The sequence below is a fragment of the Luteibacter sp. 22Crub2.1 genome, assembly GCF_900167995.1.
Classification (GTDB): Bacteria; Pseudomonadota; Gammaproteobacteria; order Xanthomonadales; family Rhodanobacteraceae; genus Luteibacter; species Luteibacter mycovicinus.
Genome location: NZ_FUYT01000001.1, coordinates 123,615 through 144,926, shown reverse-complemented (window position 1 = coordinate 144,926; position 21,312 = coordinate 123,615). Strand labels below are relative to the sequence as shown.

General features: G+C 64.3%; 21 protein-coding genes. 15 read left to right on the top strand and 6 right to left on the bottom strand.

Annotated elements, in window-relative coordinates:
* Positions 1–35: 35 nt before the first annotated feature.
* Together B5X73_RS00610 and B5X73_RS00605 are read right to left on the bottom strand one after the other, a co-directional pair.
* On the bottom strand, positions 36–2,405 hold the full coding sequence (locus B5X73_RS00610) for a 3-hydroxyacyl-CoA dehydrogenase/enoyl-CoA hydratase family protein (protein ID WP_079519917.1): 2,370 nt from the start codon (positions 2,403–2,405) through the stop codon (positions 36–38).
* Between the two features lie 35 nt (positions 2,406–2,440).
* The gene (locus tag B5X73_RS00605; protein ID WP_079519915.1) at positions 2,441–3,103 is read right to left on the bottom strand and encodes a TetR/AcrR family transcriptional regulator; all 663 of its coding nucleotides are present in this window, start codon (positions 3,101–3,103) and stop codon (positions 2,441–2,443) included.
* Positions 3,104–3,357: 254 nt separating this feature from the next.
* Here B5X73_RS00605 and ndk point away from each other — a divergent pair, with 254 nt between their 5' ends.
* From ndk to moeB, 8 genes are all read left to right on the top strand, one after another.
* On the top strand, positions 3,358–3,783 hold the full coding sequence (ndk, locus tag B5X73_RS00600) for a nucleoside-diphosphate kinase (RefSeq protein ID WP_036112989.1): 426 nt from the start codon (positions 3,358–3,360) through the stop codon (positions 3,781–3,783).
* An 8-nt stretch (positions 3,784–3,791) separates the two neighbouring features.
* Positions 3,792–4,916 (top strand): dual-specificity RNA methyltransferase RlmN, encoded by a 1,125-nt coding sequence (rlmN, locus tag B5X73_RS00595; RefSeq protein ID WP_239709043.1) that lies wholly within the window; start codon positions 3,792–3,794, stop codon positions 4,914–4,916.
* A gap of 10 nt (positions 4,917–4,926) precedes the next feature.
* Entirely contained in the window at positions 4,927–5,676 is a 750-nt protein-coding gene (pilW, locus tag B5X73_RS00590; protein ID WP_254857188.1) for a type IV pilus biogenesis/stability protein PilW, read from the top strand.
* Between the two features lie 89 nt (positions 5,677–5,765).
* A complete protein-coding gene (locus tag B5X73_RS00585) occupies positions 5,766–6,743 on the top strand; it encodes a helix-turn-helix domain-containing protein (protein WP_254857187.1) in 978 nt (325 codons plus the stop codon).
* 150 nt (positions 6,744–6,893) lie between these two features.
* Positions 6,894–7,544 (top strand): YfgM family protein, encoded by a 651-nt coding sequence (locus B5X73_RS00580; protein WP_036113000.1) that lies wholly within the window; start codon positions 6,894–6,896, stop codon positions 7,542–7,544.
* Positions 7,541–8,740: an outer membrane protein assembly factor BamB gene (gene bamB, locus B5X73_RS00575; RefSeq protein ID WP_036113002.1), complete on the top strand. Its 1,200-nt coding sequence runs from the start codon at positions 7,541–7,543 to the stop codon at positions 8,738–8,740. The genes B5X73_RS00580 and bamB overlap by 4 nt, the downstream gene beginning before the upstream one ends.
* A gap of 23 nt (positions 8,741–8,763) precedes the next feature.
* Entirely contained in the window at positions 8,764–10,161 is a 1,398-nt protein-coding gene (gene der, locus B5X73_RS00570) for a ribosome biogenesis GTPase Der (RefSeq protein WP_036113005.1), read from the top strand.
* Positions 10,162–10,187: 26 nt separating this feature from the next.
* The gene (moeB, locus tag B5X73_RS00565) at positions 10,188–11,357 is read left to right on the top strand and encodes a molybdopterin-synthase adenylyltransferase MoeB (RefSeq protein ID WP_079519911.1); all 1,170 of its coding nucleotides are present in this window, start codon (positions 10,188–10,190) and stop codon (positions 11,355–11,357) included.
* A 53-nt stretch (positions 11,358–11,410) separates the two neighbouring features.
* Here moeB and B5X73_RS00560 read toward each other — a convergent pair whose 3' ends face one another.
* Positions 11,411–11,977: a GNAT family N-acetyltransferase gene (locus tag B5X73_RS00560; RefSeq protein WP_079519909.1), complete on the bottom strand. Its 567-nt coding sequence runs from the start codon at positions 11,975–11,977 to the stop codon at positions 11,411–11,413.
* A gap of 65 nt (positions 11,978–12,042) precedes the next feature.
* Here B5X73_RS00560 and folD point away from each other — a divergent pair, with 65 nt between their 5' ends.
* The 3 genes from folD to guaA all read left to right on the top strand — a co-directional run bounded on the left by folD (position 12,043) and on the right by guaA (position 16,140).
* Entirely contained in the window at positions 12,043–12,897 is an 855-nt protein-coding gene (folD, locus tag B5X73_RS00555) for a bifunctional methylenetetrahydrofolate dehydrogenase/methenyltetrahydrofolate cyclohydrolase FolD (RefSeq protein WP_036113013.1), read from the top strand.
* A gap of 111 nt (positions 12,898–13,008) precedes the next feature.
* Positions 13,009–14,463, top strand: coding sequence for an IMP dehydrogenase (gene guaB / locus B5X73_RS00550; RefSeq protein WP_036113016.1), 1,455 nt, complete (start codon positions 13,009–13,011; stop codon positions 14,461–14,463).
* 120 nt (positions 14,464–14,583) lie between these two features.
* Positions 14,584–16,140, top strand: coding sequence for a glutamine-hydrolyzing GMP synthase (gene guaA / locus B5X73_RS00545; protein WP_079520334.1), 1,557 nt, complete (start codon positions 14,584–14,586; stop codon positions 16,138–16,140).
* 271 nt (positions 16,141–16,411) lie between these two features.
* Here the strand turns inward: guaA and B5X73_RS00540 are convergent, their stop codons facing one another.
* Positions 16,412–17,437: an AraC family transcriptional regulator gene (locus B5X73_RS00540; protein ID WP_254857186.1), complete on the bottom strand. Its 1,026-nt coding sequence runs from the start codon at positions 17,435–17,437 to the stop codon at positions 16,412–16,414.
* Positions 17,438–17,478: 41 nt separating this feature from the next.
* On the opposite strand from B5X73_RS00540, the gene B5X73_RS00535 reads away from it, so the two are divergent.
* The 4 genes from B5X73_RS00535 (at position 17,479) to B5X73_RS20505 (ending at position 19,583) form a co-directional block, all read left to right on the top strand.
* On the top strand, positions 17,479–18,222 hold the full coding sequence (locus B5X73_RS00535; RefSeq protein WP_079519907.1) for an SDR family NAD(P)-dependent oxidoreductase: 744 nt from the start codon (positions 17,479–17,481) through the stop codon (positions 18,220–18,222).
* A 10-nt stretch (positions 18,223–18,232) separates the two neighbouring features.
* Positions 18,233–18,634 carry a VOC family protein gene (locus B5X73_RS00530; RefSeq protein WP_079519905.1) on the top strand — a complete coding sequence of 134 codons (402 nt, stop codon included), beginning with the start codon at positions 18,233–18,235 and terminating at the stop codon, positions 18,632–18,634.
* A gap of 4 nt (positions 18,635–18,638) precedes the next feature.
* Positions 18,639–18,956, top strand: a complete 318-nt coding sequence (locus B5X73_RS00525) for a YybH family protein (RefSeq protein WP_254857185.1) — start codon at positions 18,639–18,641, stop codon at positions 18,954–18,956.
* Positions 18,957–19,148: 192 nt separating this feature from the next.
* Complete coding sequence (locus B5X73_RS20505; RefSeq protein WP_303048749.1) at positions 19,149–19,583, top strand: SDR family NAD(P)-dependent oxidoreductase; 435 nt, start codon at positions 19,149–19,151, stop codon at positions 19,581–19,583.
* Positions 19,584–19,645: 62 nt separating this feature from the next.
* On the opposite strand, the gene B5X73_RS00515 is transcribed toward B5X73_RS20505, so the two are convergent.
* A complete protein-coding gene (locus B5X73_RS00515; RefSeq protein WP_079519903.1) occupies positions 19,646–20,989 on the bottom strand; it encodes a type II toxin-antitoxin system HipA family toxin in 1,344 nt (447 codons plus the stop codon).
* A gap of 3 nt (positions 20,990–20,992) precedes the next feature.
* Complete coding sequence (locus tag B5X73_RS00510; RefSeq protein WP_254857184.1) at positions 20,993–21,247, bottom strand: helix-turn-helix domain-containing protein; 255 nt, start codon at positions 21,245–21,247, stop codon at positions 20,993–20,995.
* Between the last annotated feature and the right edge of the window lie 65 nt (positions 21,248–21,312).

The following is a 21,312-nucleotide window of genomic DNA, read 5'->3' as shown; positions in this document are numbered from 1 at the left end:
GTGGTGAAGTCGGATGCGTAAGAGCGCGAAGCGCGTCAGTTACGCAGCGGCTTCCCCGTCGTCATCGTGTGCGCGATGCGGGCCTGGGTCTTTTCGGTCTGTGCCAGTTCGACGAAGTGGCGACGCTCGAGCGCGAGCAGCCACGTCTCATCGACCAGCGAGCCACGCTCGATCTTGCCGCCCGCCAGGGTGTCGGCGATGCGGCTGGCGATGTCGATGTCATGCGGCGAGGCGAAATAGCCTTCGGCGAGATTCGCGAGCGAGGCTTTGAACGTGGCCGTGGCGACATCGCCGCCGACCGGGATGGCGCGGCCGGGCATGGGCGGGCGATAGCCGGACTCGGCCAGGGCGACCGCCTGGGCCTTGGCCACGTGCAGCACCTCGTACGAATTGAAGACCACGATGTCGTCCTTGCGCAGGAGACCCATGGATTTGGCTTCGAGTGCGCTGGTCGAGACCTTGGCCATCGCCACGGTCTCGAAAATCTTCTTCAGGAACTCGAACGGGTCTTCCGGGTTGGCCTGCGCGGCGCGCACGGCGAACTCCTTCAGGCCACCGCCAGCGGGCAGCAGGCCCACGCCGGCTTCGACCAGACCGATATAGCTTTCCAGCGCCGCGACCGTACGCGCCGAATGCATCTGGAACTCGCAGCCTCCACCGAGGGCCAGGCCGCGAACGGCCGCGATCACCGGCACCAGCGAATACTTGATGCGCATGCTGGTGGCCTGGAAGTTCGCCACCATGGCTTCGAACTGAGCCAGCTTGCCGGCTTGCAGGAGGCCCAGCGCGCCCTTGAGGTCCGCACCGGCCGAGAACGGCTCGGACGGCTGCCACAGCACGACGCCGCGAAACTGCTGCTCCGCCAGGCCGATCGCATGCTGGATGCCGTCGAGCACGTGATCGTTGACCGTATGCATCTTGGTCTTGAACGAGATCACGCCGATGTCGTCGCCCGAGTGCCACAGGCGCACGCCGTCGTTCTCCCAGACCGTGGTGCCCTGGTCGAATTTCTCGCCCAGGATCGGATCCGGGAAGGCCTGGCGCGCGTAGACCGGGTGCGAGGAACGCGGCTTCTCCGCGTTGGCACTGGCCGAGTACGAGCCGGCCTTGCCGTGCACGCCGGCCCGACCGTCGGTGACCCAGGCGGGCAGGGGTGCGCTGCTCATGGTCTTGCCGGCGGCGATGTCTTCGGCGATCCAGCCGGCGATCTGCTGCCAGCCGGCGGCCTGCCAGAGCTCGAAGGGACCGAGCTTCCAGCCGTAACCCCAGCGGATGGCGAAATCGACGTCACGCGCCGTCTCGGCGATATCGGCCAGGTGGAAGGCGGTGTAATGGAAGAGATCGCGGAACACCGCCCAGAGGAACTGGGCCTGCGGATCCTGCGACGCGCGCAACCGGGTGAACTTCTCGGCGGGATCCTTGATGGCCAGAATGGCCGAGACCTCGTCGGAAGCCTTCTGCTCGGACGGGCGATAGTCCTGCTTCTGCAGGTCGAGCACCACGATGTCCTTACCGGCCTTGCGGTAGAAACCCGCGCCGGTCTTCTGGCCGAGCGCGCCCTTGTCGATCAGACCTTTGAGCCAGACCGGCGGCTGGAAATACGAGTGCCACGGATCGTCCGGGAGCGTGTCGCCCATGGTCTTGACCACGTGCGCCAGCGTGTCGAGGCCGACGACGTCCGCGGTGCGGAAGGTGGCGCTCTTCGGGCGGCCGATGGCCGGGCCGGTCAGTGCGTCGACGGTGTCGAAGCCCAGGCCGAACTGCTCGGTGTGGTGCATGGTCGACAGCATCGAGAACACGCCGATGCGGTTGCCGATGAAGTTCGGGGTGTCCTTGGCGTAGACGACGCCCTTGCCCAGCGTCGTGGTCAGAAAGGCTTCGAGGCCTTCCAGTACGCCCTTGTCGGTCAGTCTGGTCGGGATCAGTTCGACCAGATGCATGTAACGCGGCGGGTTGAAGAAATGCACGCCCGTGAAGCGGTGGCGCATCTCTTCGGGCAGCGCCTCGGCCAGCCCGTTGATCGACAGGCCCGACGTGTTGGACGCCAGCACGGCGGTCTTCGACACGTGCGGGGCGATCTTCTGATACAGGTCGAGCTTCCAGTCCATGCGCTCGGCGATCGCTTCGATCACCAGGTCCACATCGGCCAGCTGGGCCAGATCGTCCTCGTAGTTCGCCGGGATGATCGCGGCGCCAAGCGTTTTCTCCGCAAGCGGGGCGGGCGACAGCTTGGCCAGGTTGGCGATCGCCTTGAGGGCGATGCCGCTCTTCGGACCTTCCTTCGCGGGCAGGTCGAACAGCACGGTTTCAACGTTGGCGTTCGTCAGGTGAGCGGCAATCTGCGCGCCCATGACGCCGGCGCCGAGTACCGCGGCCTTGCGAATGCGTAACGGTGTTGCGGTCATGATGATCTCCGGTGGTACTTGGGATTCGTCCACGGTCAGCGCGTGGCCGTGGAGTTCGAAACGGTGGGGCTTCGCAGGCCGGCGGCGGCGAAGCGGATGAGGTGCTCGGCGGCGCTCTCGCGGTGGTCGCGTTCGTCCACGTCGTTCTTGCGCTGGATGATTCCGAAATCGGCCATCGCATAGGTCAGCGCGCCGGTGACGATGTCGAGGCGCCAGTAAATCTCCTCCTTGGCGAGACCAGGGAGCAGGCGGCCGAACTCGGCGGCGAACTGACGCAGCACGTGGCCGTAGTTCTCGGAAAGGAACCGGCGCAGGGTCTCGTTGTGCTCCGCGTAGGCGCGGGCCAGCACGCGGACGAACGCGGCGCCGCCGCCGTCGTTCCGGGACAGGTCCAGGGCTGGCCTGATATAGGCGTCGAGGATGTCTTCCAGCGACGTCCCGGGCTTGCCCGCCACCCTGGCCAGTGCCGCCAGGCGCCGGCTGTTCAGCTCGTCGAGGCGGCGGCGGAACACTTCCTCGATCAGCTTGTCCTTTGAACCGAAGTGATAGTTGACCGCGGCCAGATTGACCCGGGCGGCAGCCGTCACCTGGCGCAGCGACGCCCCGGCGAAGCCATGCGTGGCGAACAGGGCCTCGGCGGCACCCAGGATGCGTTCCTTGGTGGTCCGCTCGCGGGACGCGTAGGGTGCGCTGGTCATGTCGGCGGACTCCGCAGGCGGCAGGTTTGAATCAAACGATCGTTTGAGAATACGCCCGGGTCCGCGAAAGGGTCAATGTGCGAACGCACATGACGCCGTAGGCCTGCAAACGGCTTGCGATTGAGCTAGAATCTGTCAAGATTTCGTGAGCTAAGTCAGTCATTCCTGACGGCTTTGGCCCCAAACTTTCACCGGGCGTCCCCGCGGACGCTGGCAGACTCGTTCACCCTTTTCCCATTCCCCGGAGCAAACGTATGGCGCTGGAGCGCACCCTTTCGATCATCAAGCCCGACGCCGTCAAGAAGAACGTCATCGGTGAAATCCTGACCCGCTTCGAAAAGGCCGGTCTCAAGATCGTTGCCGCGAAGCTGAAGCAGCTGACCCGCGAAGAGGCCGAAGGCTTCTACGCCGTCCACAAGGAGCGTCCTTTCTTCGGCGCCCTGGTCGACTTCATGATCTCCGGCCCGGTCATGATACAGGCCCTGGAAGGCGAAGGCGCGGTCCTCAAGAACCGTGACCTGATGGGCGCCACCAATCCGAAGGAAGCCGCCGCGGGCACGATCCGCGCCGACTTCGCCGAGTCCATCGACGCCAACGCGGTCCATGGTTCGGACTCGCTCGAGAACGCCGCGAACGAGATCAAGTACTTCTTCAACGACTCGGAAGTCGTTTCGCACTGAGACACGCCGTGAATACGCCTGCTGACAAGGTCAACCTGCTCGATTTCGATCGCCAGGGGCTGCGCGATTTCTTCGCCCAGCTCGGCGAGAAGCCCTATCGCGCCGAACAGGTCATGAAGTGGATCTACCACCGTCTCGAAAGCGATTTCGAGAATATGACCGATGTCGGCAAGGCGTTGCGTGAAAAGCTCAGCGCCAGCTGCTATGTGGGCCCGCCCAAGACCGCGTTCGAAAAGACCGCGGTCGACGGCACCCAGAAGTGGCTGCTCGGTATGGATGGCGGCAACGCCATCGAGACCGTGTACATCCCGGAGCCGACCCGCGGCACGCTTTGCGTGTCGTCGCAGGTCGGCTGCGCCCTGAACTGCCAGTTCTGCTCCACGGCAACGCAGGGTTTCTCCCGCAACCTGTCGACGGCCGAGATCATCGGTCAGGTCTGGGTCGCGGCCAAACATCTGGGCAACGTGCCTCACCAGCAACGCCGCATCACCAACGTGGTGATGATGGGCATGGGTGAGCCGCTGCTCAATTTCGACAACGTGGTGAAGGCCATGAGTCTGATGCGCGACGACCTGGGCTTCGGCCTGGCCAGCAAGCGCGTCACGCTCTCCACGGCCGGCCTCGTTCCGATGATCGACAAGCTCTCGACGGAAAGCGACGTCTCGCTGGCCGTCTCGCTTCATGCGGCCAACGACGAGCTGCGCACCGAGCTGGTCCCGCTGAACAAGCGCTACCCCCTGGCGGAGCTCATGGCGGCCTGCGAGCGCTACATCAACCGTGCGCCGCGCACCTCGATCACGTTCGAATACACGCTGATGAAGGGCATCAACGATCGCCCCGAACATGCCAGGCAGCTGATCAAGTTCATGCGCCGCCTGCCGGGCGCGAACAAGGTCAACCTCATTCCGTTCAATCCGTTCCCGGGAACGCGCTTCGAGCGCTCCAATCAGGAAGACATCCGCAACTTCCAGACCCAGCTGCTCAACGCCGGTGTACTTACGATGCTTCGCCGCACCCGTGGTGACGACATCGACGCCGCATGCGGCCAGCTGAAGGGGCAGGTGGTCGATCGCACGCGCCGTCAGGCGGAATTCCGCAAGAAGCTCGAAGAGGGAGTGGTGAATGCGGCTTGAGCGGTGGGGGATGCTGGTGGCGCTAGTGTGGGCGTGCACCGGCTGCGTGGGTGACGGCTCGGTCCTGAAGCCCGCTACGGCGGCGGATGAGCGCGCCAAGGGAGCTCAGGTTCACACCGAGCTCGGTCAGCGCTACATGGAGAGCGGCAACCTGCAGGGCGCGATGGAAAAACTGCAGAAAGCGCTGTCGTTCGATCCCAGATACGTGCCGGCCCACACGGTGATCGCGGTGCTCTACGAGCGGATCAACGATCCGGTCAATGCGGAACTGCACTACCGTAAGGCGATCGAGTTCGATCCGAAAAAAGGTTCGCTGAACAACAATCTTGCGGTTTTTCTGTGCAAGCAGGGGCGTGCCGGAGAAGCCAAACCGTTCTTCGATCGTGCCCTGGCCGATCCGTTTTACGAGACGCCCGACCTGGCCATGACCAACGCGGGCACCTGTCAGATCCAGGCTCACGATTACGAGGCCGCGGAAGGTTACTTCCGTAAAGCGCTCGAGCGTAATGGCAACAATGCCGATGCCCTGTATCAGATGGCTTACCTGTTGTACCTTAAGAACGATGCTTTCCGGGCACGGGCCTTCATGCAGCGCTACGAAGCGCTGGCCAGGCCCACTCCGGATTCGTTGAAGCTCGGTCGCGATATCGAGCTCCGTCTGGGCAACGGGGAGGTTGCCCAGGACTATGCCAAACGGTTGCGCTCACAGTTCCCGGATTCGGAACAAGCGCGCTCACTCGAAGCCAGCGCACGTCAATGACATCCGTACCTTCGAATTCTTCCGGTCGGGACGATCGCGAACAGGATCTGTTCGCCGGGCTCGCGCCGAACGCACACACGGAGCAAGCCATGGATCCCCAGCTCGATGTGAACGCTGACGAGGGCGGTCGCGTCCTGATCGACCTCGGTGCTGGCACCACGGGCTTCGGGGCCCGTCTGCGTGCCGCCCGGGAGGCGCGCGGCTACACCATCGAGGCCTGCGGTCAGGCGTTGCGTCTGCCGTCGCGCCTGCTGCGTCAGCTCGAAGCGGGCGAGTACGGTGGTATCGACTACCAGGTTTATCTTGCCGGCTATCTCAGTAAATACGGCAACCATCTCGGCGTCGACCCGGAAGCCATTCAGGCCGAGCTCGCGCGCCTGACCCCGCGCCAGCCGGAGCTCGTCGTCACCGGTGGGGTGTCCCATTCGCGCTATCTGCTCGAGCGCTACGTGACCGCCGCCACGTACGTCGTGCTGACCGCGGTGATCGTCGTGCCCATGGTGTGGCTCGGCGTACGCGGCACGCTCGATCGCGATATGCCGCGCCTGGCCCCGCTGGATGCCGCTCCCGTCGCTCAGCAGGATGCCCCGGCCGGCGCCTCGTCCACCGCTGTCGCGAGCGATGCCGCCCCCGCCAGGCCGGCGGCCGTGTCCGAACCCCGCGCCGAGGACCAGCAGCCGCTGCTGGCGTCGATGGCCATGTTCCCGCCGCTGGACCGGGGTGCCGCCAGGGCGCCGCTGGCTACCGCCGCCGCCGCGCCTGTCATCGATGACGCGGCGAAGGCCCAGGGGCAGGGCGCGCACAGCCTTTCTCTTTCGTTGCCGTCCGCGAGCTGGGTCGAAGTGACGGCCGCCGATGGCTCGCGTCTGGAGTACGGCATCCTGCCGGCCGGAACGCAGAAGTCCTACCGCAGCGACAGCCCTCTGGATGTCCGCATCGGCAATGCCACGGGTGCCCAGGCCTCGGTGGACGGGCAGGCCGTGCAGATCGACGCGTTCCGCCGCGCCAACGTCGCCCGTTTCCGTGTGGATATCCGCGACGGCAAGGCGACGCCGGTCTCCAACTGATCGCCGCGAGCGTGGTTCCGTCTCAGCGCGGCGCCGCCGGCCCGCGCTTTTCGGTTATCCTTGCCTATTGATCCGCCCCGTCATCGTCAGATGGCAGGTGCGGGCTTGTTCCCTTCAGGATGTGCTGCGCGGAGCGCAGTGGGTGATTGCATGTCTTTCGACGTATACGACGACTACGAACAAGGCGAACGCGTCCAGCAATGGCTGCGCAAGAACGGCGTTTCGATCGCTGTCGGCATCGCGCTGGGCCTCGTGCTGATCTTTGGCTGGCAGCAGTGGAAGTCGCACCGCGCCGGTCACGAACAGGCGGCGGCCGGCGAATATTCGGCGCTTCAGGCGGCCGTGGCGCAGAACAACGCCAATGCGATCGACGTCCACACCGAAACGCTGCTGAAGGATTATGCGGACACCGCCTGGTCCGTCTTCGCAGCGGGCGAGCGGGCGCAGCGCAACGTCATGGCCGGTCAGCTCGACAAGGCTTCGGGCGACCTGGACTGGGCCGTGGCCCATGCCAAGGACGATGCCCTCAAGACACTCGTGCAGCTTCGTGTCGCACAACTCAAGTTTGCCCAGAACAAGCCACAGGACGCCCTCACCGCGCTGGACGCGATGCCGGGCAAGTCGTTTGTGGCCATCGCGCAGGAACTCCGCGGCGATGCGCTGGTCAAGCTTGGACGCCACGACGACGCACGCAAGGCCTATCAGGCGGCGATCGCCGCGATGGGCGACAGCGCACCGCAACGCGGTGTGGTTCAAACAAAGCTCGATGATCTGGCAGTGGCCGGGAAGCAGGGTGCATGAAACGTTTTTGGGCAATCGCGTTGACTTCGTCGCTGGTCGTTCTGGCCGGCTGCCATTCGTTCAAGAAGGAAAACGTCGAACCGCCGACCCCGCTCGACAAGAAGTTCGAGCCGACCCTCAAGGTCGAGCGTCTCTGGAAGTCCAGCATCGGTGACGGCGCCGCCGAGTCCGGTGTGCGTATGCGTCCGACCGTCGTCGACAACGTGCTTTACGCCGCCAGCACCGACGGCAAGATCGCCGCCTTCGAGGCGTCGACCGGCAAGAAACTGTGGTCCAAGAGCACCCGCCAGCATGGCTGGTTCGGCTGGGGCGACGCCAAGCGCGAAGACGCGCGCTTCTCCGGTGGCCCCGGCGCCGCCGGCGATCTCGTCGCCATCGGCACGCTGGATGGACACCTGTACGGTATCAACGCGAAGGACGGCGAGCGTCGCTGGTCGTCCGAGCTGTCCTCGGAAGTCATCACGGCGCCGGTCATCGTCAACGGTCTGGTCGTCGTTCGCTGCAACGACGGTCGCATCTACGGCATCGACGCCAGCAATGGCGAGCGCCGCTGGGTGTTCGACCAGGCCCAGGTGCCGCTCCTCAGCCTGCGTGGCAATGGCCGCCTGCTGATTGCCAACGGCGTGGTGTTCGTCGGCAGCGATGCCGGCAAGCTGATCGCCATTCGTCTGGACAACGGTGAGAAGCTCTGGGAGCAGACGCTCGCCAGCGGTGAAGGCCGTACCGAGATCGATCGCCTGAACGACGCCGATGGCTCGCTGGTCCTCGATGGCACCACGCTTTACGGCGCCGCGTACCATGGCAACCTCACCGCGATCGACGGCCCGAGCGGCCGTCCGCTGTGGAACCACGGCTTCTCGACGTTCACCTCGCTGGACGTGAAAGACAACGCCGTCTACGGTGTCGACGACCAGTCGCAGGTTTTCGCGTTCGACAAGAGCAGCGGTGCCAACATCTGGAAGCAGGCGGGCCTCAAGTACCGCTGGCTGACCGGTCCGGCGATCCAGGGCAACTATGCCGTGGTCGGCGACCTCGACGGTCACATCCACTGGCTGGCGGTGGGCGACGGCAAGATCGCCGCACGCGAGCGCCTGTCCAAGAAAGCCATTCGTGCCCAGCCCCTCGTGGTGGGTGACACCGTGTTCGTGGAAGATGTCGAGGGCCACATCGGCGCCTACCGCATCGCGACGAACTGATCCACAGGATAGATGTAACTCCCATGTTGCCCGTCGTCGCTCTGGTCGGCCGTCCCAATGTCGGTAAGTCGACCCTCTTCAATGCGCTGACGCGTAGCAGGGACGCTCTTGTCGCCGATATGCCCGGCGTCACTCGTGACAGACACTACGGTGTCTGTCGTCTCGGTCCCCGACCGTTCGTTGTCGTGGATACCGGCGGCTTGTCCGGTAGTGATGAAGGCATTGAAGGCCTCACCGCGCAGCAGGTTCGTCTCGCGATCAGCGAGGCCAACCTGCTCGTCTTCGTGGTGGATGCCCGTGATGGCGTCCTCCCGCTGGATGCCGGCATCCTCACCGAGCTCCGCCGCAGCGGCAAGCCGGTCATCGTCGTCGTCAACAAGACCGACGGTGTCGACGAAATCGTGGCGCTGGGCGAATTCGCTTCGTTCGGCATCGCCGAAACGCTGCCCATGTCCGCCGCGCACAACCGCGGCGTCGACGTGCTGGTGGCCAAAGCCATCGGTTACCTGCCGGACGACAGGGATAACGACCCCGCGCTCGAAGATCAGGGCATCCGCGTGGCGATCGTCGGTCGTCCCAATGCCGGCAAGTCCACGTTGATCAATCGTCTGCTGGGCGAGGATCGTCTCATCGTTTCGGACCTCGCCGGCACCACGCGCGATCCGATCCGGGTATCGCTGGAGCGTGACGGCAAGCGCTACACGCTGATCGATACCGCCGGCGTGCGCCGTCGTGCACGCGTCGAGGAAGCGGTAGAGAAATTCAGCGTCATCAAGACGTTGCAGTCTATTGCTGCGTCGCAGGTGACGGTCGTTCTGATCGATGCCCGGGAAAACCTCGCCGACCAGGACCTGACCCTCATCGGGCACGCCATCGAAGAAGGCCGGGCGCTGGTCATCGCGGTGAACAAGTGGGACGGCATGGACTCGTATGCCCGCGAGCAGACGCAGAAAGCGCTCGAGCGCCGCCTGCAGTTCGCCGAGTGGGCGAAGACGGTCTTCATTTCCGCGCTGCACGGCTCCGGCCTGCGCGAACTCATGAAGGCGGTCATTCGCGCTCACGGGGCGGCGACGAAAGTGCTGACGTCCAGCGAACTGACCCGGACGCTCGAGCAGGCTTATGAGGCTTATCAGCCGCCGTTGGTCCGCGGGCATGCACCCAAGCTGCGTTACGCCCATCCGGGCGGATTCAATCCGCCGACGATCGTGATCCACGGCAGCCGGACCAAGCACATCGCGCCGGCGTACCGTCGTTACCTGGAAGGGTTCTTCCGCAAGCGATACAAGCTGGAAGGCACGCCCATCCGTATCGATTTCCGCGACGGTGAGAACCCGTTCGCCGGCAAGAAGAACGTCCTGACGGAAGGCCAGCAGCGCCGCCGCCGGGAAATGATCCGCAACGCGAAGCGACGCGAGAAGTAAGCGTCGCCCTCGCAGAGGTGCCTCGCATGACCGAAGACCTGGGTAGGGATCGCTGGCTGGCCGAGTTGCGCCAGCGGGTGCCCGAGATCGCCGCGACCGATGCCTTGTCCCGCCAGCTGGACGGGGCATTGCTGATCGATGTCCGTGAGGACAACGAGCGCAGCGAGGGCTCGCCGGCCGGTGCGAGCGGGCTCTCACGTGGATTTCTTGAGCTGCGCATCGAGCAGATCGAGCCGGACCGGCAGCGCGAGATCCTCGTGCTTTGTGGCAGCGGCCAGCGCTCGTTGCTCGCCGCCGAGGCCTTGCAGCGCATGGGCTATGCACGGGTGTCCTCGGTCGCGGGCGGCATGGCGGCGTGGAAGGTCGCGGGCTTGCCGGTGCTTGCGGGTGCGCTCGATAGCGACGCCGCTGAGCGTTACGCCCGACAGGTGTTGCTACCGCAGGTCGGTGAGGCTGGGCAGTCCAGGCTTGCCGCCGCTCGCGTGGCCGTGATCGGGGCGGGCGGCCTGGGGTCTCCGGCGTTGCTTTACCTCGCCGCGGCCGGCGTCGGGCATCTAACCCTGATCGACGACGATCGCGTCGAGCGATCCAATCTGCATCGCCAGGTCGTCCATGCGGACGCGCGCGTGGGCATGAGCAAGGCGGAGTCGGCCCGGATGACGCTGCTTGCGCTCAACCCGCGCATTCATGTCCGTGTCGTGGTCGAGCGCCTCCGTGCGGACAACGTCGAAGCGATGATCGGCGGCCACGATGTGGTGATCGATGGCGCGGACAATTTCGCCACGCGCTACCTGCTGGCCGCGGCAACGCGGCGCCTGGGGCTGCCCATGGTTTATGCCGCGATCGAGCGCTTCACTGGTCAGGCGAGTGTGTTCGATCCGCGACGCGCGGATTCTCCCTGCTACCGCTGCCTGTTCCCCGAGCCGCCGGCGGCCGCCGATGCGCCCAACTGCAGCGAGGCCGGTGTGCTGGGGGTGCTCCCCGGACTGGTGGGCATGGTGCAGGCCACCGAAGCGATGAAGCTGATCCTTGGCGTCGGCGAAACGCTCGTCGGACGATTGCTGACTTACGACGCCCTCGGCATGCGTTTCCGCGAGCTGAAGCTGAAGCGCGATCCGCAGTGCCCGGGTTGCGGAGACGGGGCGTCCTTCGACGGCTATGTGGACCTCGAGCGGATGTGCGCGATCGCCGGCTGAGGCGTTGCGGGTCGGTTGCGGGCTTCATGCTTACGGAAAGCCGGAAGACTCGCTCACAATCGATCCCCGGACACGACGGAATACATCGCAGCGTCGACAGGTTTATTTCGTAACACCAATCGGTTACGAAGCATTCCTTCGAATATGCCTCCGATGCGTTCAGCTGTCTTCCGGCTCGGCACGTTGTCGTGCGCCGCGACGATTTCCAGCCGCGAGACCCGCACGGCCTCGAAAGCGAACTGGACCGCGAGCTTGCCCGCCCGTGCCGCGACGCCCTGGCCCTGCGCCGACTCACGCACCCAGTAACCGAGGTTGGCAAAACGGTGCCCGCGATTGAGGTGGTTCACGCCCATGCCGCCGAGCAGTGCGTCCGTCGCTGCATCGAACACGAGGAACTCATGGCCTTCGCCCATCAGCCAGGCCTTCTGGCAGGTTGCGATCCATGCCGCCGCGTCCATGGGCGTGTATCCCGCATGGCACCAGTCCTGCCAGCGGCCGACGGTCGCGACGGACTCGCGCACGGCTTCGGCGAGGGCCTCCATGTCGCCGGTACGGTGCGGGCGAAGCGTGATCCGCCCATCGGTCAGGGCGTTTGGGTAGGGAAGGGTTTCGATGGCCATGCCGGAGAGTATGCAAGCGTCGTAAGCTCAGGGGATAATGTCCGGTTTCCAAAGGGCGATATCCCATGACCGCACGTATTCTCGACGGCAAGCGCATCGCCCAGGAACTGCTCGAGCATATCGGGCGTCGTGTCGCCAAACGCGTTACCGAGGGGCATCGCGCACCTGGACTCGCGGTGGTTCTGGTCGGCGAAGACCCGGCCTCTGCGGTCTACGTCAGGAACAAGCGCAAAGCCTGTCAGCAGGTGGGCTTCAAGTCGTTCGGCTACGACCTTCCGGCCGAAACGTCGCAGGAAGAACTATTTGCGCTGATCGACAAGCTCAATGCGGATCCGGCGGTGCACGGCATCCTCGTACAGTCGCCGCTGCCCGCGCATATCGATGAAGAAGCGCTGGTCGACCGGATCGATCCGATGAAGGATGTCGATGGCTTCCAGGCGGTCAATGTCGGCCGCCTCGCGCTGCGCCGTTTCGGCCTGCGTCCGTGCACGCCCAAGGGTGTGATGACGCTGCTGGGTCATACCGATCGCCCGGTACGCGGCGAGCACGCGGTCATCGTCGGCGTCTCTAACCACGTCGGTCGACCGCTTGCGCTGGAGCTTCTTATTGCAGGAAGTACAGTCACTTGCTGCCATAAGTTCACCCAGAATCTCGAAGGCTTCGTGGCCCAGGCGGACATCCTCGTTGTGGCCGCGGGTAAGCCGGGGCTGGTCAGGGGTGAGTGGATCAAGCCGGGCGCCGTGGTCATCGACGTAGGCATCAACCGCCTCGAGGACGGGCGTCTGGTGGGCGACGTGGAGTTCGCCCCCGCGGCCGAGCGTGCGTCATGGATTACGCCGGTGCCGGGTGGCGTGGGGCCGATGACAGTGGCGACGTTGATGGAGAACACGCTGGAGGCGGCGGAGGCTCTCGACGGTTGAGGGGGGAAGGGATCGCCGGCAGGGCCGGCTCCTGCCGGAGCGGACTCGTCGCGCTGTCGTTTTGCTGCAACGCACGCTATAATGCCGCGATTTACTCGCGGGACTAATGCTATGCGCATCCTTGCCGAGGCACTCACTTACGATGACGTGTTCCTGGTTCCCGGCCACTCCACGGTTATGCCCCGTGATGTGGATACCTCAACGCGGTTCACGCGCGGCCTGCGCCTGAATATTCCCATCGTGTCCGCCGCCATGGACACCGTGACCGAAGCCCGCCTCGCCATCACGATGGCCCAGAACGGCGGCATCGGCATCATCCACAAGAACATGACCGCCGAGCTCCAGGCCGCTGAAGTACGCCTGGTCAAGAAGTTCGAAGCCGGCGTCATCCGCAGCCCGATCACCGTCCGTCCGGACACCTCGATCGGCGACGTCATGGCCCTGACCCGCGCGCACAACATCTCCGGCGTGCCGGTGGTCGACGGCGAGAAGCTGGTCGGCATCGTCACCAGCCGCGACCTGCGTTTCGAGCGCAAGCACGACGACCCGGTGCGCAACATCATGACCCGCGAAGATCGCCTGGTCACGGTGAAGGAAGGTGCCTCGCACGACGAAGTCCTCGAACTGCTGCACCGCAACCGCATCGAAAAGGTCCTGGTCGTCAACGACAGCTTCCAGCTGCGCGGTCTGATCACGGTCAAGGACATCCAGAAAGCCCGCGACAATCCCAACGCCGCCAAGGACTCGCATGAGCGCCTGGTCGTGGGCGCCGCCGTGGGTGTGGGTGGCGACACCGAGCGTCGCATCGAGCTCCTGGTCGACGCCGGCGTGGACGTGGTCGTGGTCGACACGGCGCACGGTCACTCGCAGGCGGTCATCGACCGCGCGGGCTGGGTCAAGAAGCATTACCCGCAGGTCCAGGTCATCGCCGGCAACATAGTCACCGGTGAGGCGGCGCGTGCGCTGCTCGACGCCGGTGTCGACGCGGTCAAGGTCGGCGTGGGTCCCGGTTCCATCTGCACCACCCGTATCGTCACCGGTATCGGCGTGCCGCAGATCACCTCGATCGACATGGTCGCCACCGCGCTGAAGGGCGAGATTCCGCTCATCGCCGACGGCGGCATCCGATACTCGGGCGACATCCCCAAGGCACTGGCCGCCGGCGCGTCCTCGGTCATGCTCGGCTCGATGTTTGCCGGTACCGAAGAAGCCCCGGGTGAGGTCGAGCTGTTCCAGGGTCGCTCCTACAAGAGCTACCGCGGCATGGGCTCCATCGGCGCCATGCAGCTGGGCTCCAAGGACCGTTACTTCCAGGACGAAGCCGACGCCGACAAGCTCGTGCCGGAAGGCATCGAAGGTCGCGTGCCGTATCGCGGTCCCCTGCGCAACATCATTCACCAGATGATGGGCGGGCTGCGTGCCTCCATGGGTTACATGGGCGCCGCCTCGATCGAAGAGATCCACGAGAAGGCCCAGTTCGTGAAGGTGACCGGCGCCGGTGTGCTCGAAGCGCATCCGCACGACATCCAGATCACGAAAGAAGCGCCGAACTACCGCCGGGACTGATGCGCTCACGCGCTCGACCCCGGTGACCCAGGACGCCCGCCGCAAGTGGGCGTTCTGCTTTTTCAGGCCAACGCGCAGCGCGCGGGGCCGCCAGAAATTTCATACTGCCAGGCCGCCACGATGACCGATATCCACAGCGACAAGATCCTCATCCTCGACTTCGGTTCGCAGTACACGCAGCTGATCGCCCGCCGCATCCGCGAGATCGGCGTCTATTGCGAGGTGTGGGGCTGGGATCACGCACCGGACGAGATCGCCGGCTTCAACCCCAAGGGCGTCATCCTTTCGGGCGGCCCGGAATCGGTGACCGAGGACAACTCGCCGCGCGCGCCCCAGCAGGTCTTCGACCTCGGCGTGCCGGTGCTGGGCATCTGCTACGGTATGCAGACCATGGCCGAACAGCTCGGCGGCAAGGTCGAGGCCGGCCACGATCGCGAGTTCGGTCCGGCCACCATCACCTTCGGCAGCTGCGCGCTGTTCGACACGGTGGTCGAGGACGGTGAGGCGCTGGGTGTATGGATGTCGCACGGCGACCGCGTCACCGCGATCCCGGAGGGTTTCAGGGTTACCGCGTCGACATCCAGCCTGCCGCTCGCGGCCATGGCCGACGACACGCGCCGCTTCTACGGCGTCCAGTTCCACCCGGAAGTGACCCACACCAAGCGCGGCATGGAGCTTCTCCGCCGCTTCGTCGTCGACCTCTGCGGCTCGGCCACGCTGTGGGACGCCGCACACATCATCGAAGACGCCGTCGCCCGCGTGCGCGAGCAGGTCGGCAGCGATCGCGTGCTCCTGGGTCTCAGCGGCGGTGTGGATTCGTCCGTCGTGGCCGCGCTGCTCGAGAAGGCCATCGGCAACCAGCTGACGTGCGTCTTCGTCGATACGGGTCTGCTGCGTTTCCAGGAAGGCGACCAGGTCATGACCACCATGGCCGAGCACATGGGCGTGCATGTCATCCGCGTGGATGCGAAGCAGCGTTATTTCGACGCGCTGGCTGGCGTGGAAGACCCGGAAGCCAAGCGCAAGGTCATCGGCCGCCTGTTCATCGAGATCTTCGACGAAGAGTCGGCCAAGCTCGAAGGCGTGAAGTGGCTGGCCCAGGGCACGATCTATCCCGACGTCATCGAATCCGCCGGCAGCAAGACGGGCAAGGCTCACGTCATCAAGAGCCATCACAACGTCGGCGGCCTGCCGGAGCACATGAAGCTCAAGCTGGTCGAGCCGTTGCGCGAGCTGTTCAAGGACGAAGTCCGCCGCATCGGCGTCGAGCTCGGCCTGCCGCGCGAGATGGTCTATCGCCATCCGTTCCCGGGTCCGGGTCTGGGCGTGCGCGTGCTCGGCGAGGTCAAGGCGGAATACGTCGACCTGCTGCAGCGTGCCGATGCGATCTTCATCGAGGAGCTGCGCAGCCATGGTCTGTATGACCGGGTGAGCCAGGCTTTCGCGGTGTTCCTGCCGGTGCGCTCGGTGGGCGTGGTCGGTGACGGCCGGGCTTACGAGTGGGTGATCGCGCTGCGTGCCGTGGAGACGATCGACTTCATGACGGCGCATTGGGCGCACCTGCCGTATGACTTTCTTGATAAGTGCTCGACGAGGATTATCAATGAGTTGCGTGGTATTTCTCGCGTCGTTTATGACATTTCGGGGAAGCCGCCGGCTACGATTGAGTGGGAGTGAGCTGGCCCGTCGGACTGATCGAGTGGAAGGGGGCCATCAGCGCTTCATGTTGGCGCTGAGTGGCTGGCGCGGCGCTTCGACATCGGGATCATGCAGCGACTGCCAGAGGCGCGCAGCGCGTGATCCTGGCGCGCAATCTGCTGCCCAAGCGAGAGCTGTCTTCGGCCGCTGAAGCGAATGCTTCAGCTTCTTTCTCGTTACCGTCGCCATCTGGGAAAGCGTCGGCCACGAGCATTCAGGAGGGCTGCAGATATCGCCCATCCGCGAACCGTCAGGTCGCATCCGCATTCTGCAAAGGCCTGATGTTGGTGGCGCCGTCCTTGTTACGCATTGCGTTGTGAATACGCAGTACGTCCTTCGCTGGCGGCAATCCAAATTCACGAGCGTACTCGCGGCTGAACTGGGTCGGACTCTCGTAGCCCACATCATGCGCCGCTGTGGTGACGCTGTAGCCCGCAGTAACCAGCCACTTGCGCGCCTGCAGCAGGCGAATCTGTTTTTGGTACTGCAGCGGACTTAGCGCTGTCACGGCTTTGAAGTGACGGTGGAAGGCCGATACGCTCATCGCAACCTCCTCGGCCAGTTCTTCCATCCGCAGCGGGCGCGCATAGTCCTGGCGGATACGTTGGATGACCCGGTTCATGCGCGCCAGGGCGGTGTCCGGCGTCGCGATGTCATGAAGCATCCAGCCCATTGGACCTTGCAGCACGCGGTAAAGGATCTCGCGTTCATACGCGGGTGCAAGGGCCGCAATATCCATCGGATGGTTCATCAGGCGCAGCATGCGAACCCAGGCATCCAGCAATTCGACGGTCATGGCAGCGACCGAGAAGCCCGTTTCGCGGCGTCTTGCCGCGGCAGCATTGGGCAAATCGGACAGCAACTCCGCCAGCAGCGACGGGTCGAGCGTCAGGCTTACCGCGAGATAGGGCGCGCCCGAATCGCTGCTGCGCACGATGCCGGCTGCAGGCAGGTCGACGGACATGACGAAATAGGTGGCAGGATCATAGTGCAGGGTCTGTCCGCCCACGGTCATGGACTTACTACCCTGCAGGATCACGTTGACCATGGGCTCGTAGACGGCGGCAAGCTCGTGTTCCGGAACGGCTCCCTGAACCATCGCCACGCGCGGGATGCCAGTCTCGGTTCGACGATTTTGCGCGTGAGCGGCAAGGCTCCGCAGTTCGGTCAATGGGTTTTCCATGACACCCATTGGACTTCGACTCTCGGCTGACGGCAAGCGATCAAGCAGAAATAGGCAGGAATGAGGCACGATCGGATGAGCCAGCACCGCCACGCGCACCTATCGTATCGGTACCGAATTTCAAGGAGCCATTCATGGGAATCATCGTCATCACCGGCGGCAGCCGGGGCATTGGCGCGAGCACCGCAGTCGAATGCGCGCGGCGCGGATTAGGCGTCATCCTCACCTACAACCAGAATTCAGGCGCTGCTGAAGACGTGGTTCGCAGCATTGCGGTCGCGGGAGGCAAGGCGGTTGCGTTGCCGCTGAATGTCGCCGATGTCCGCACCTTTACAGCCTTTCGAAGCTCAGTGGAACAGGCGCTGGTATCCACATGGGGAGTGAGCCAGTTGGCCGGCCTGGTCAACAATGCGGGCTACGGTCTGTTCAATCCCATCGAGACCGTCACCGAAGACCAGTTCGACGGCTTGATGAACGTGCATCTGAAAGGCCCGTTCTTCCTCACTCAGGCATTGCTGCCGTTGCTGAGCGAAGGCGCCAGCATCGTCAACCTGACGAGTGCGACCACGCGGGTGGCCACTGCGGGCGTTGCGCCCTATGCCGCATTCAAGGGGGGCCTGGAGGTACTGACGCGCTACATGGCCAAGGAATTCGGCGAACGGCGCATCCGGGCCAACTCGGTATCGCCGGGACCCATCCGCACCGAACTCGGCGGGGGACTGAACACTGAGTTCGAGGCGCTACTTGCCTCTCAAACCGCCCTCGGGCGCGTGGGCGAACCAGAAGAAGTGGCTCGTGCGATCGCGTCGCTGCTGACTGTGGACGGTGGCTGGGTCAACGCCCAGAACGTCGAAGTCGCCGGCGGCTACGTCGTCTGAGGGCCATACCATGATCGATCACATCTTTCTTACCGTGGGGGACACCGATCGCTCGGTTGCCTTCTACGAGACAGTGCTTCCCATCCTCGGAATCACCAGCCGGCTCGAATATGACGGGAAAGACGGCCCGGTGGGCCATCCCGACCTGAAGGGTTTCGGCGCAAAAGGCCGCATGTCGTTTTGGCTACGGCAAGGCGTTGCGGCGCCCGGTGCCGTGCACATTGGCTTCATTGCGGATTCCGAAGACGTGGTGAATGCCGCCTTCGCGAAGGCCCTGGCCGCCGGTGCGACCGAGATCCATGCGCCCGGGCCGCAGCTTCACTACGATCCCCGCTACTACGCTGCGCAGGTCAGGGACCTGGACGGCTACAGCCTGGAGTTCGTATACAAGAGCTGGCAACACGGGGCCTGATGGGATGACTCAGCAGACCGCAAACCTACGAAGGATCGCGAATGCCCTCATCGCTGCGACCAACGCCTTCGACGTCAAAAAGACATTGGCCTTGTTCACAGCGGACGCGGTGATCGACGACCCGTCCACCGGCCATCGCTTCGACGGCCACGCTGGCATCCGGCGCTATATCGAAGAGTATTTCATCGGCTATCACACGGTGACAAAGTTCATGTCGATCGAGTTCCTCGACGACAACCGGGCGCGCGTGCGGGTCGATTTCACCGGGGATTTTGGTCACGAGACCGGCCTGTTGAGATTTCGGTCGACGCCCGGGGACTGATCCTGCGCATCGACGCTTCGCTCGAATAGCCGATCCGGAAGAGTGATCCAAGCCGGGCGGCGCTTGCGACACCCGAGCTGCACGCGTGATGCTTCACCTTCGGTCAGATCACCGCAGGCGCATTCCCGGCGGGAGACGCGGTGGAACTCCGTGCAGGCCCGTGCCCGGCGGAGCGGGCGGCCAATCGATACCATGCGGCGAAATCACCGATGCAGACGGCTCCGTTGCGCGCTCGGTCCTGGATACGGTCAACGGCTATACCTTCGCCGCCATCGCCACTGCAGAAGCGGCTCAACCGCCTCCATGGACCCCGGGCCGAGCATGAGCATCTATGGCGGTACTAAAGCGGCGGTGCGAAATATGGTTCGCAGCTGGGTCGCTGAGCTCAAAGGAACAGGCATCCGCATCAACATCGTGAGCCCGGGGCCAACCAATACCGACTCATTGCGTGAGGCCTTTGGCGACAATGCCGACGAAGGCCTGGCCTTCCTGACCGCCAAGAGCCCACTCGGTCGCATCGGCGAGCCAGAAGAGATTGCTTCGGTGGTGGCGTTCCTGGCCAGTGATTCGGCAAGCTATGTCAATGGTGTTGAACTCTTCGCCGACGGCGGGGCCTCTCAGACCTGACGCGGTGAATGCGAGCGATGGCTGGTCGCTGCAGCACGGCAAGGGACACGGTCTGATCGGCGTCAGTCGGCAGGCATGGCCGCCAGCGAGTCGGCGGCGGCCAGGAGTCCGCCGAGGATCGATTCCACCACCTTCGGCGACAGGTCGGGTGGAAGTTCTGAAAGGACCTGCCCGACGGCCCCCGGCACTCGCGCGAGGACTTCCTCGATCAACGGCTCCGCCGTGTCTCCGTAGCCCACCTTGCGCGCGGTGCTGTTGAAGTGGCGGCGCTGAATGGTCTGCATGTCGTAGTGACGATTCTTTCCCAGCAGGGCCATCGCTCCTCTGACGTCGTGCGGCGACCACTGGTTCGGCCCCCGGCCAATCACCGGGTAGACCGACATCACGTCGTACATCGGCGTGAGGTGGAAGCGTCCACCGGGTAGGAGTCGAATGCTGAAGTTTTTGGCGTGCCCATCCGGCGCGCGCAGGAGCCAGAAAAGAATCTGGGTCGTCATGAGCGTCTTCATGTCGATACCTGCGCGTTCCGATTGACGAAGCGTGGTGAAGAGGCTCTTCAGCCCTGGGCCGCCATCACTCTCATATTTTCTGAGGGGCGAGCATCCGGTGACCTGGCAAAAATCCTCCTGTGGCAGGCGCATGATCCACTGACCGTCGGCCGACACGCGGCGATCGAAGCGCTCTACGACCAAGACCCGCTGATCTCCGAATCGCTCGATGGTGGCCTCGGCTACGTCAAGACCAAATGCCTTCATCAGGCGGAGACAGAGCCACTCGTTGTCGACCGAGGTGGTGAAGTCCGCCCGCCGCCCGCCAACCAGGCCCAGCGGGAGTTTGACGATGTGTGTCGTTGGCGTTGAGCCCTGTGGTCTCTGCCACTGGCCCTGCCAGCGAAGAAGCGCGGTCTTCTCCTGTGCGCCCGCCAGGGAGATCCGGAGATCAGCTTCGTGATGCCGGCCTCCTGCCAGGCCCGTCGAAGACATCGACCCCGTGATAGCGTGCTCGACGTCGTTGTCGCTTAGCGGCGTGGCTGAGACCCGGAACACATCCTCTGGCGTTTCTTCTTCAGCGAGTAACTGAATGGCGCCCACGCAGTCGCGTCCGATGGCTTTCAGCAGATCGAAAGGATCCATAGACCGTGTTCCGAAGCGCTGCGCGATCCGCTGTCGAATGAGGTCGCTGTCGGGTAGCAGATTGTCGAAGTAGTGGCCGACCCGGGGGCCCTGCAGTGGCCGGTTCGCGACCAGGAAGGGAAGGGAGAGGGACAAAGGTCGACCTTCCGCCGACGTTATCCACGCCTCGTCATACCGCAGCTGGCCTTCACCACGGGAAGGGAGCGTCCATGTGCCCACGCGTAAACCGTTTGCCCAGACGGACAGGTTTCGACTGTGGGATCGACGGCCCATGGTCTACCACTCCGCGCCGCGGTCTTCCCGCACGCCGTAGCCGCCCTTGCCGCCAAGCGTGAGCTCGAGGTCGAGTGCCGCGCACCATGCCAGCAGCTGACCCACGCTGAGTTGGTCGGCGTGTTGTTCCAGATGGGACACGCGCGACTGGCTGAAGCCGAGTCGGGTGGCGAGGTTTGCCTGGGAGAGCCCTTTGGCTTTTCGGCTCGAATGGAGCAACTGTCCGAGCTGTGAGCTCGTGATCAACGTGGCTGACATGGCCATGATCGTTACCTGATATCCGAATAAATACAATTTATCTTAAATTCAAATAAATCGCAAAT

Coding starts and splice junctions, on each gene's coding strand:
- B5X73_RS00515 (WP_079519903.1), bottom strand. CDS start 20,989: ATGGGCCGTCGATCCCACAGTCGAAACCTGTCCGTCTGGGCAAACGGT.
- moeB (WP_079519911.1), top strand. CDS start 10,188: ATGACCGAAGACCTGGGTAGGGATCGCTGGCTGGCCGAGTTGCGCCAG.
- folD (WP_036113013.1), top strand. CDS start 12,043: ATGACCGCACGTATTCTCGACGGCAAGCGCATCGCCCAGGAACTGCTC.
- B5X73_RS00535 (WP_079519907.1), top strand. CDS start 17,479: ATGGGAATCATCGTCATCACCGGCGGCAGCCGGGGCATTGGCGCGAGC.
- B5X73_RS20505 (WP_303048749.1), top strand. CDS start 19,149: ATGCGGCGAAATCACCGATGCAGACGGCTCCGTTGCGCGCTCGGTCCT.
- B5X73_RS00580 (WP_036113000.1), top strand. CDS start 6,894: ATGTCTTTCGACGTATACGACGACTACGAACAAGGCGAACGCGTCCAG.
- pilW (WP_254857188.1), top strand. CDS start 4,927: ATGCTGGTGGCGCTAGTGTGGGCGTGCACCGGCTGCGTGGGTGACGGC.
- bamB (WP_036113002.1), top strand. CDS start 7,541: ATGAAACGTTTTTGGGCAATCGCGTTGACTTCGTCGCTGGTCGTTCTG.
- guaB (WP_036113016.1), top strand. CDS start 13,009: ATGCGCATCCTTGCCGAGGCACTCACTTACGATGACGTGTTCCTGGTT.
- B5X73_RS00530 (WP_079519905.1), top strand. CDS start 18,233: ATGATCGATCACATCTTTCTTACCGTGGGGGACACCGATCGCTCGGTT.
- B5X73_RS00560 (WP_079519909.1), bottom strand. CDS start 11,977: ATGGCCATCGAAACCCTTCCCTACCCAAACGCCCTGACCGATGGGCGG.
- B5X73_RS00585 (WP_254857187.1), top strand. CDS start 5,766: ATGGATCCCCAGCTCGATGTGAACGCTGACGAGGGCGGTCGCGTCCTG.
- B5X73_RS00525 (WP_254857185.1), top strand. CDS start 18,639: ATGACTCAGCAGACCGCAAACCTACGAAGGATCGCGAATGCCCTCATC.
- B5X73_RS00610 (WP_079519917.1), bottom strand. CDS start 2,405: ATGACCGCAACACCGTTACGCATTCGCAAGGCCGCGGTACTCGGCGCC.
- B5X73_RS00510 (WP_254857184.1), bottom strand. CDS start 21,247: ATGTCAGCCACGTTGATCACGAGCTCACAGCTCGGACAGTTGCTCCAT.
- B5X73_RS00605 (WP_079519915.1), bottom strand. CDS start 3,103: ATGACCAGCGCACCCTACGCGTCCCGCGAGCGGACCACCAAGGAACGC.
- der (WP_036113005.1), top strand. CDS start 8,764: ATGTTGCCCGTCGTCGCTCTGGTCGGCCGTCCCAATGTCGGTAAGTCG.
- ndk (WP_036112989.1), top strand. CDS start 3,358: ATGGCGCTGGAGCGCACCCTTTCGATCATCAAGCCCGACGCCGTCAAG.
- guaA (WP_079520334.1), top strand. CDS start 14,584: ATGACCGATATCCACAGCGACAAGATCCTCATCCTCGACTTCGGTTCG.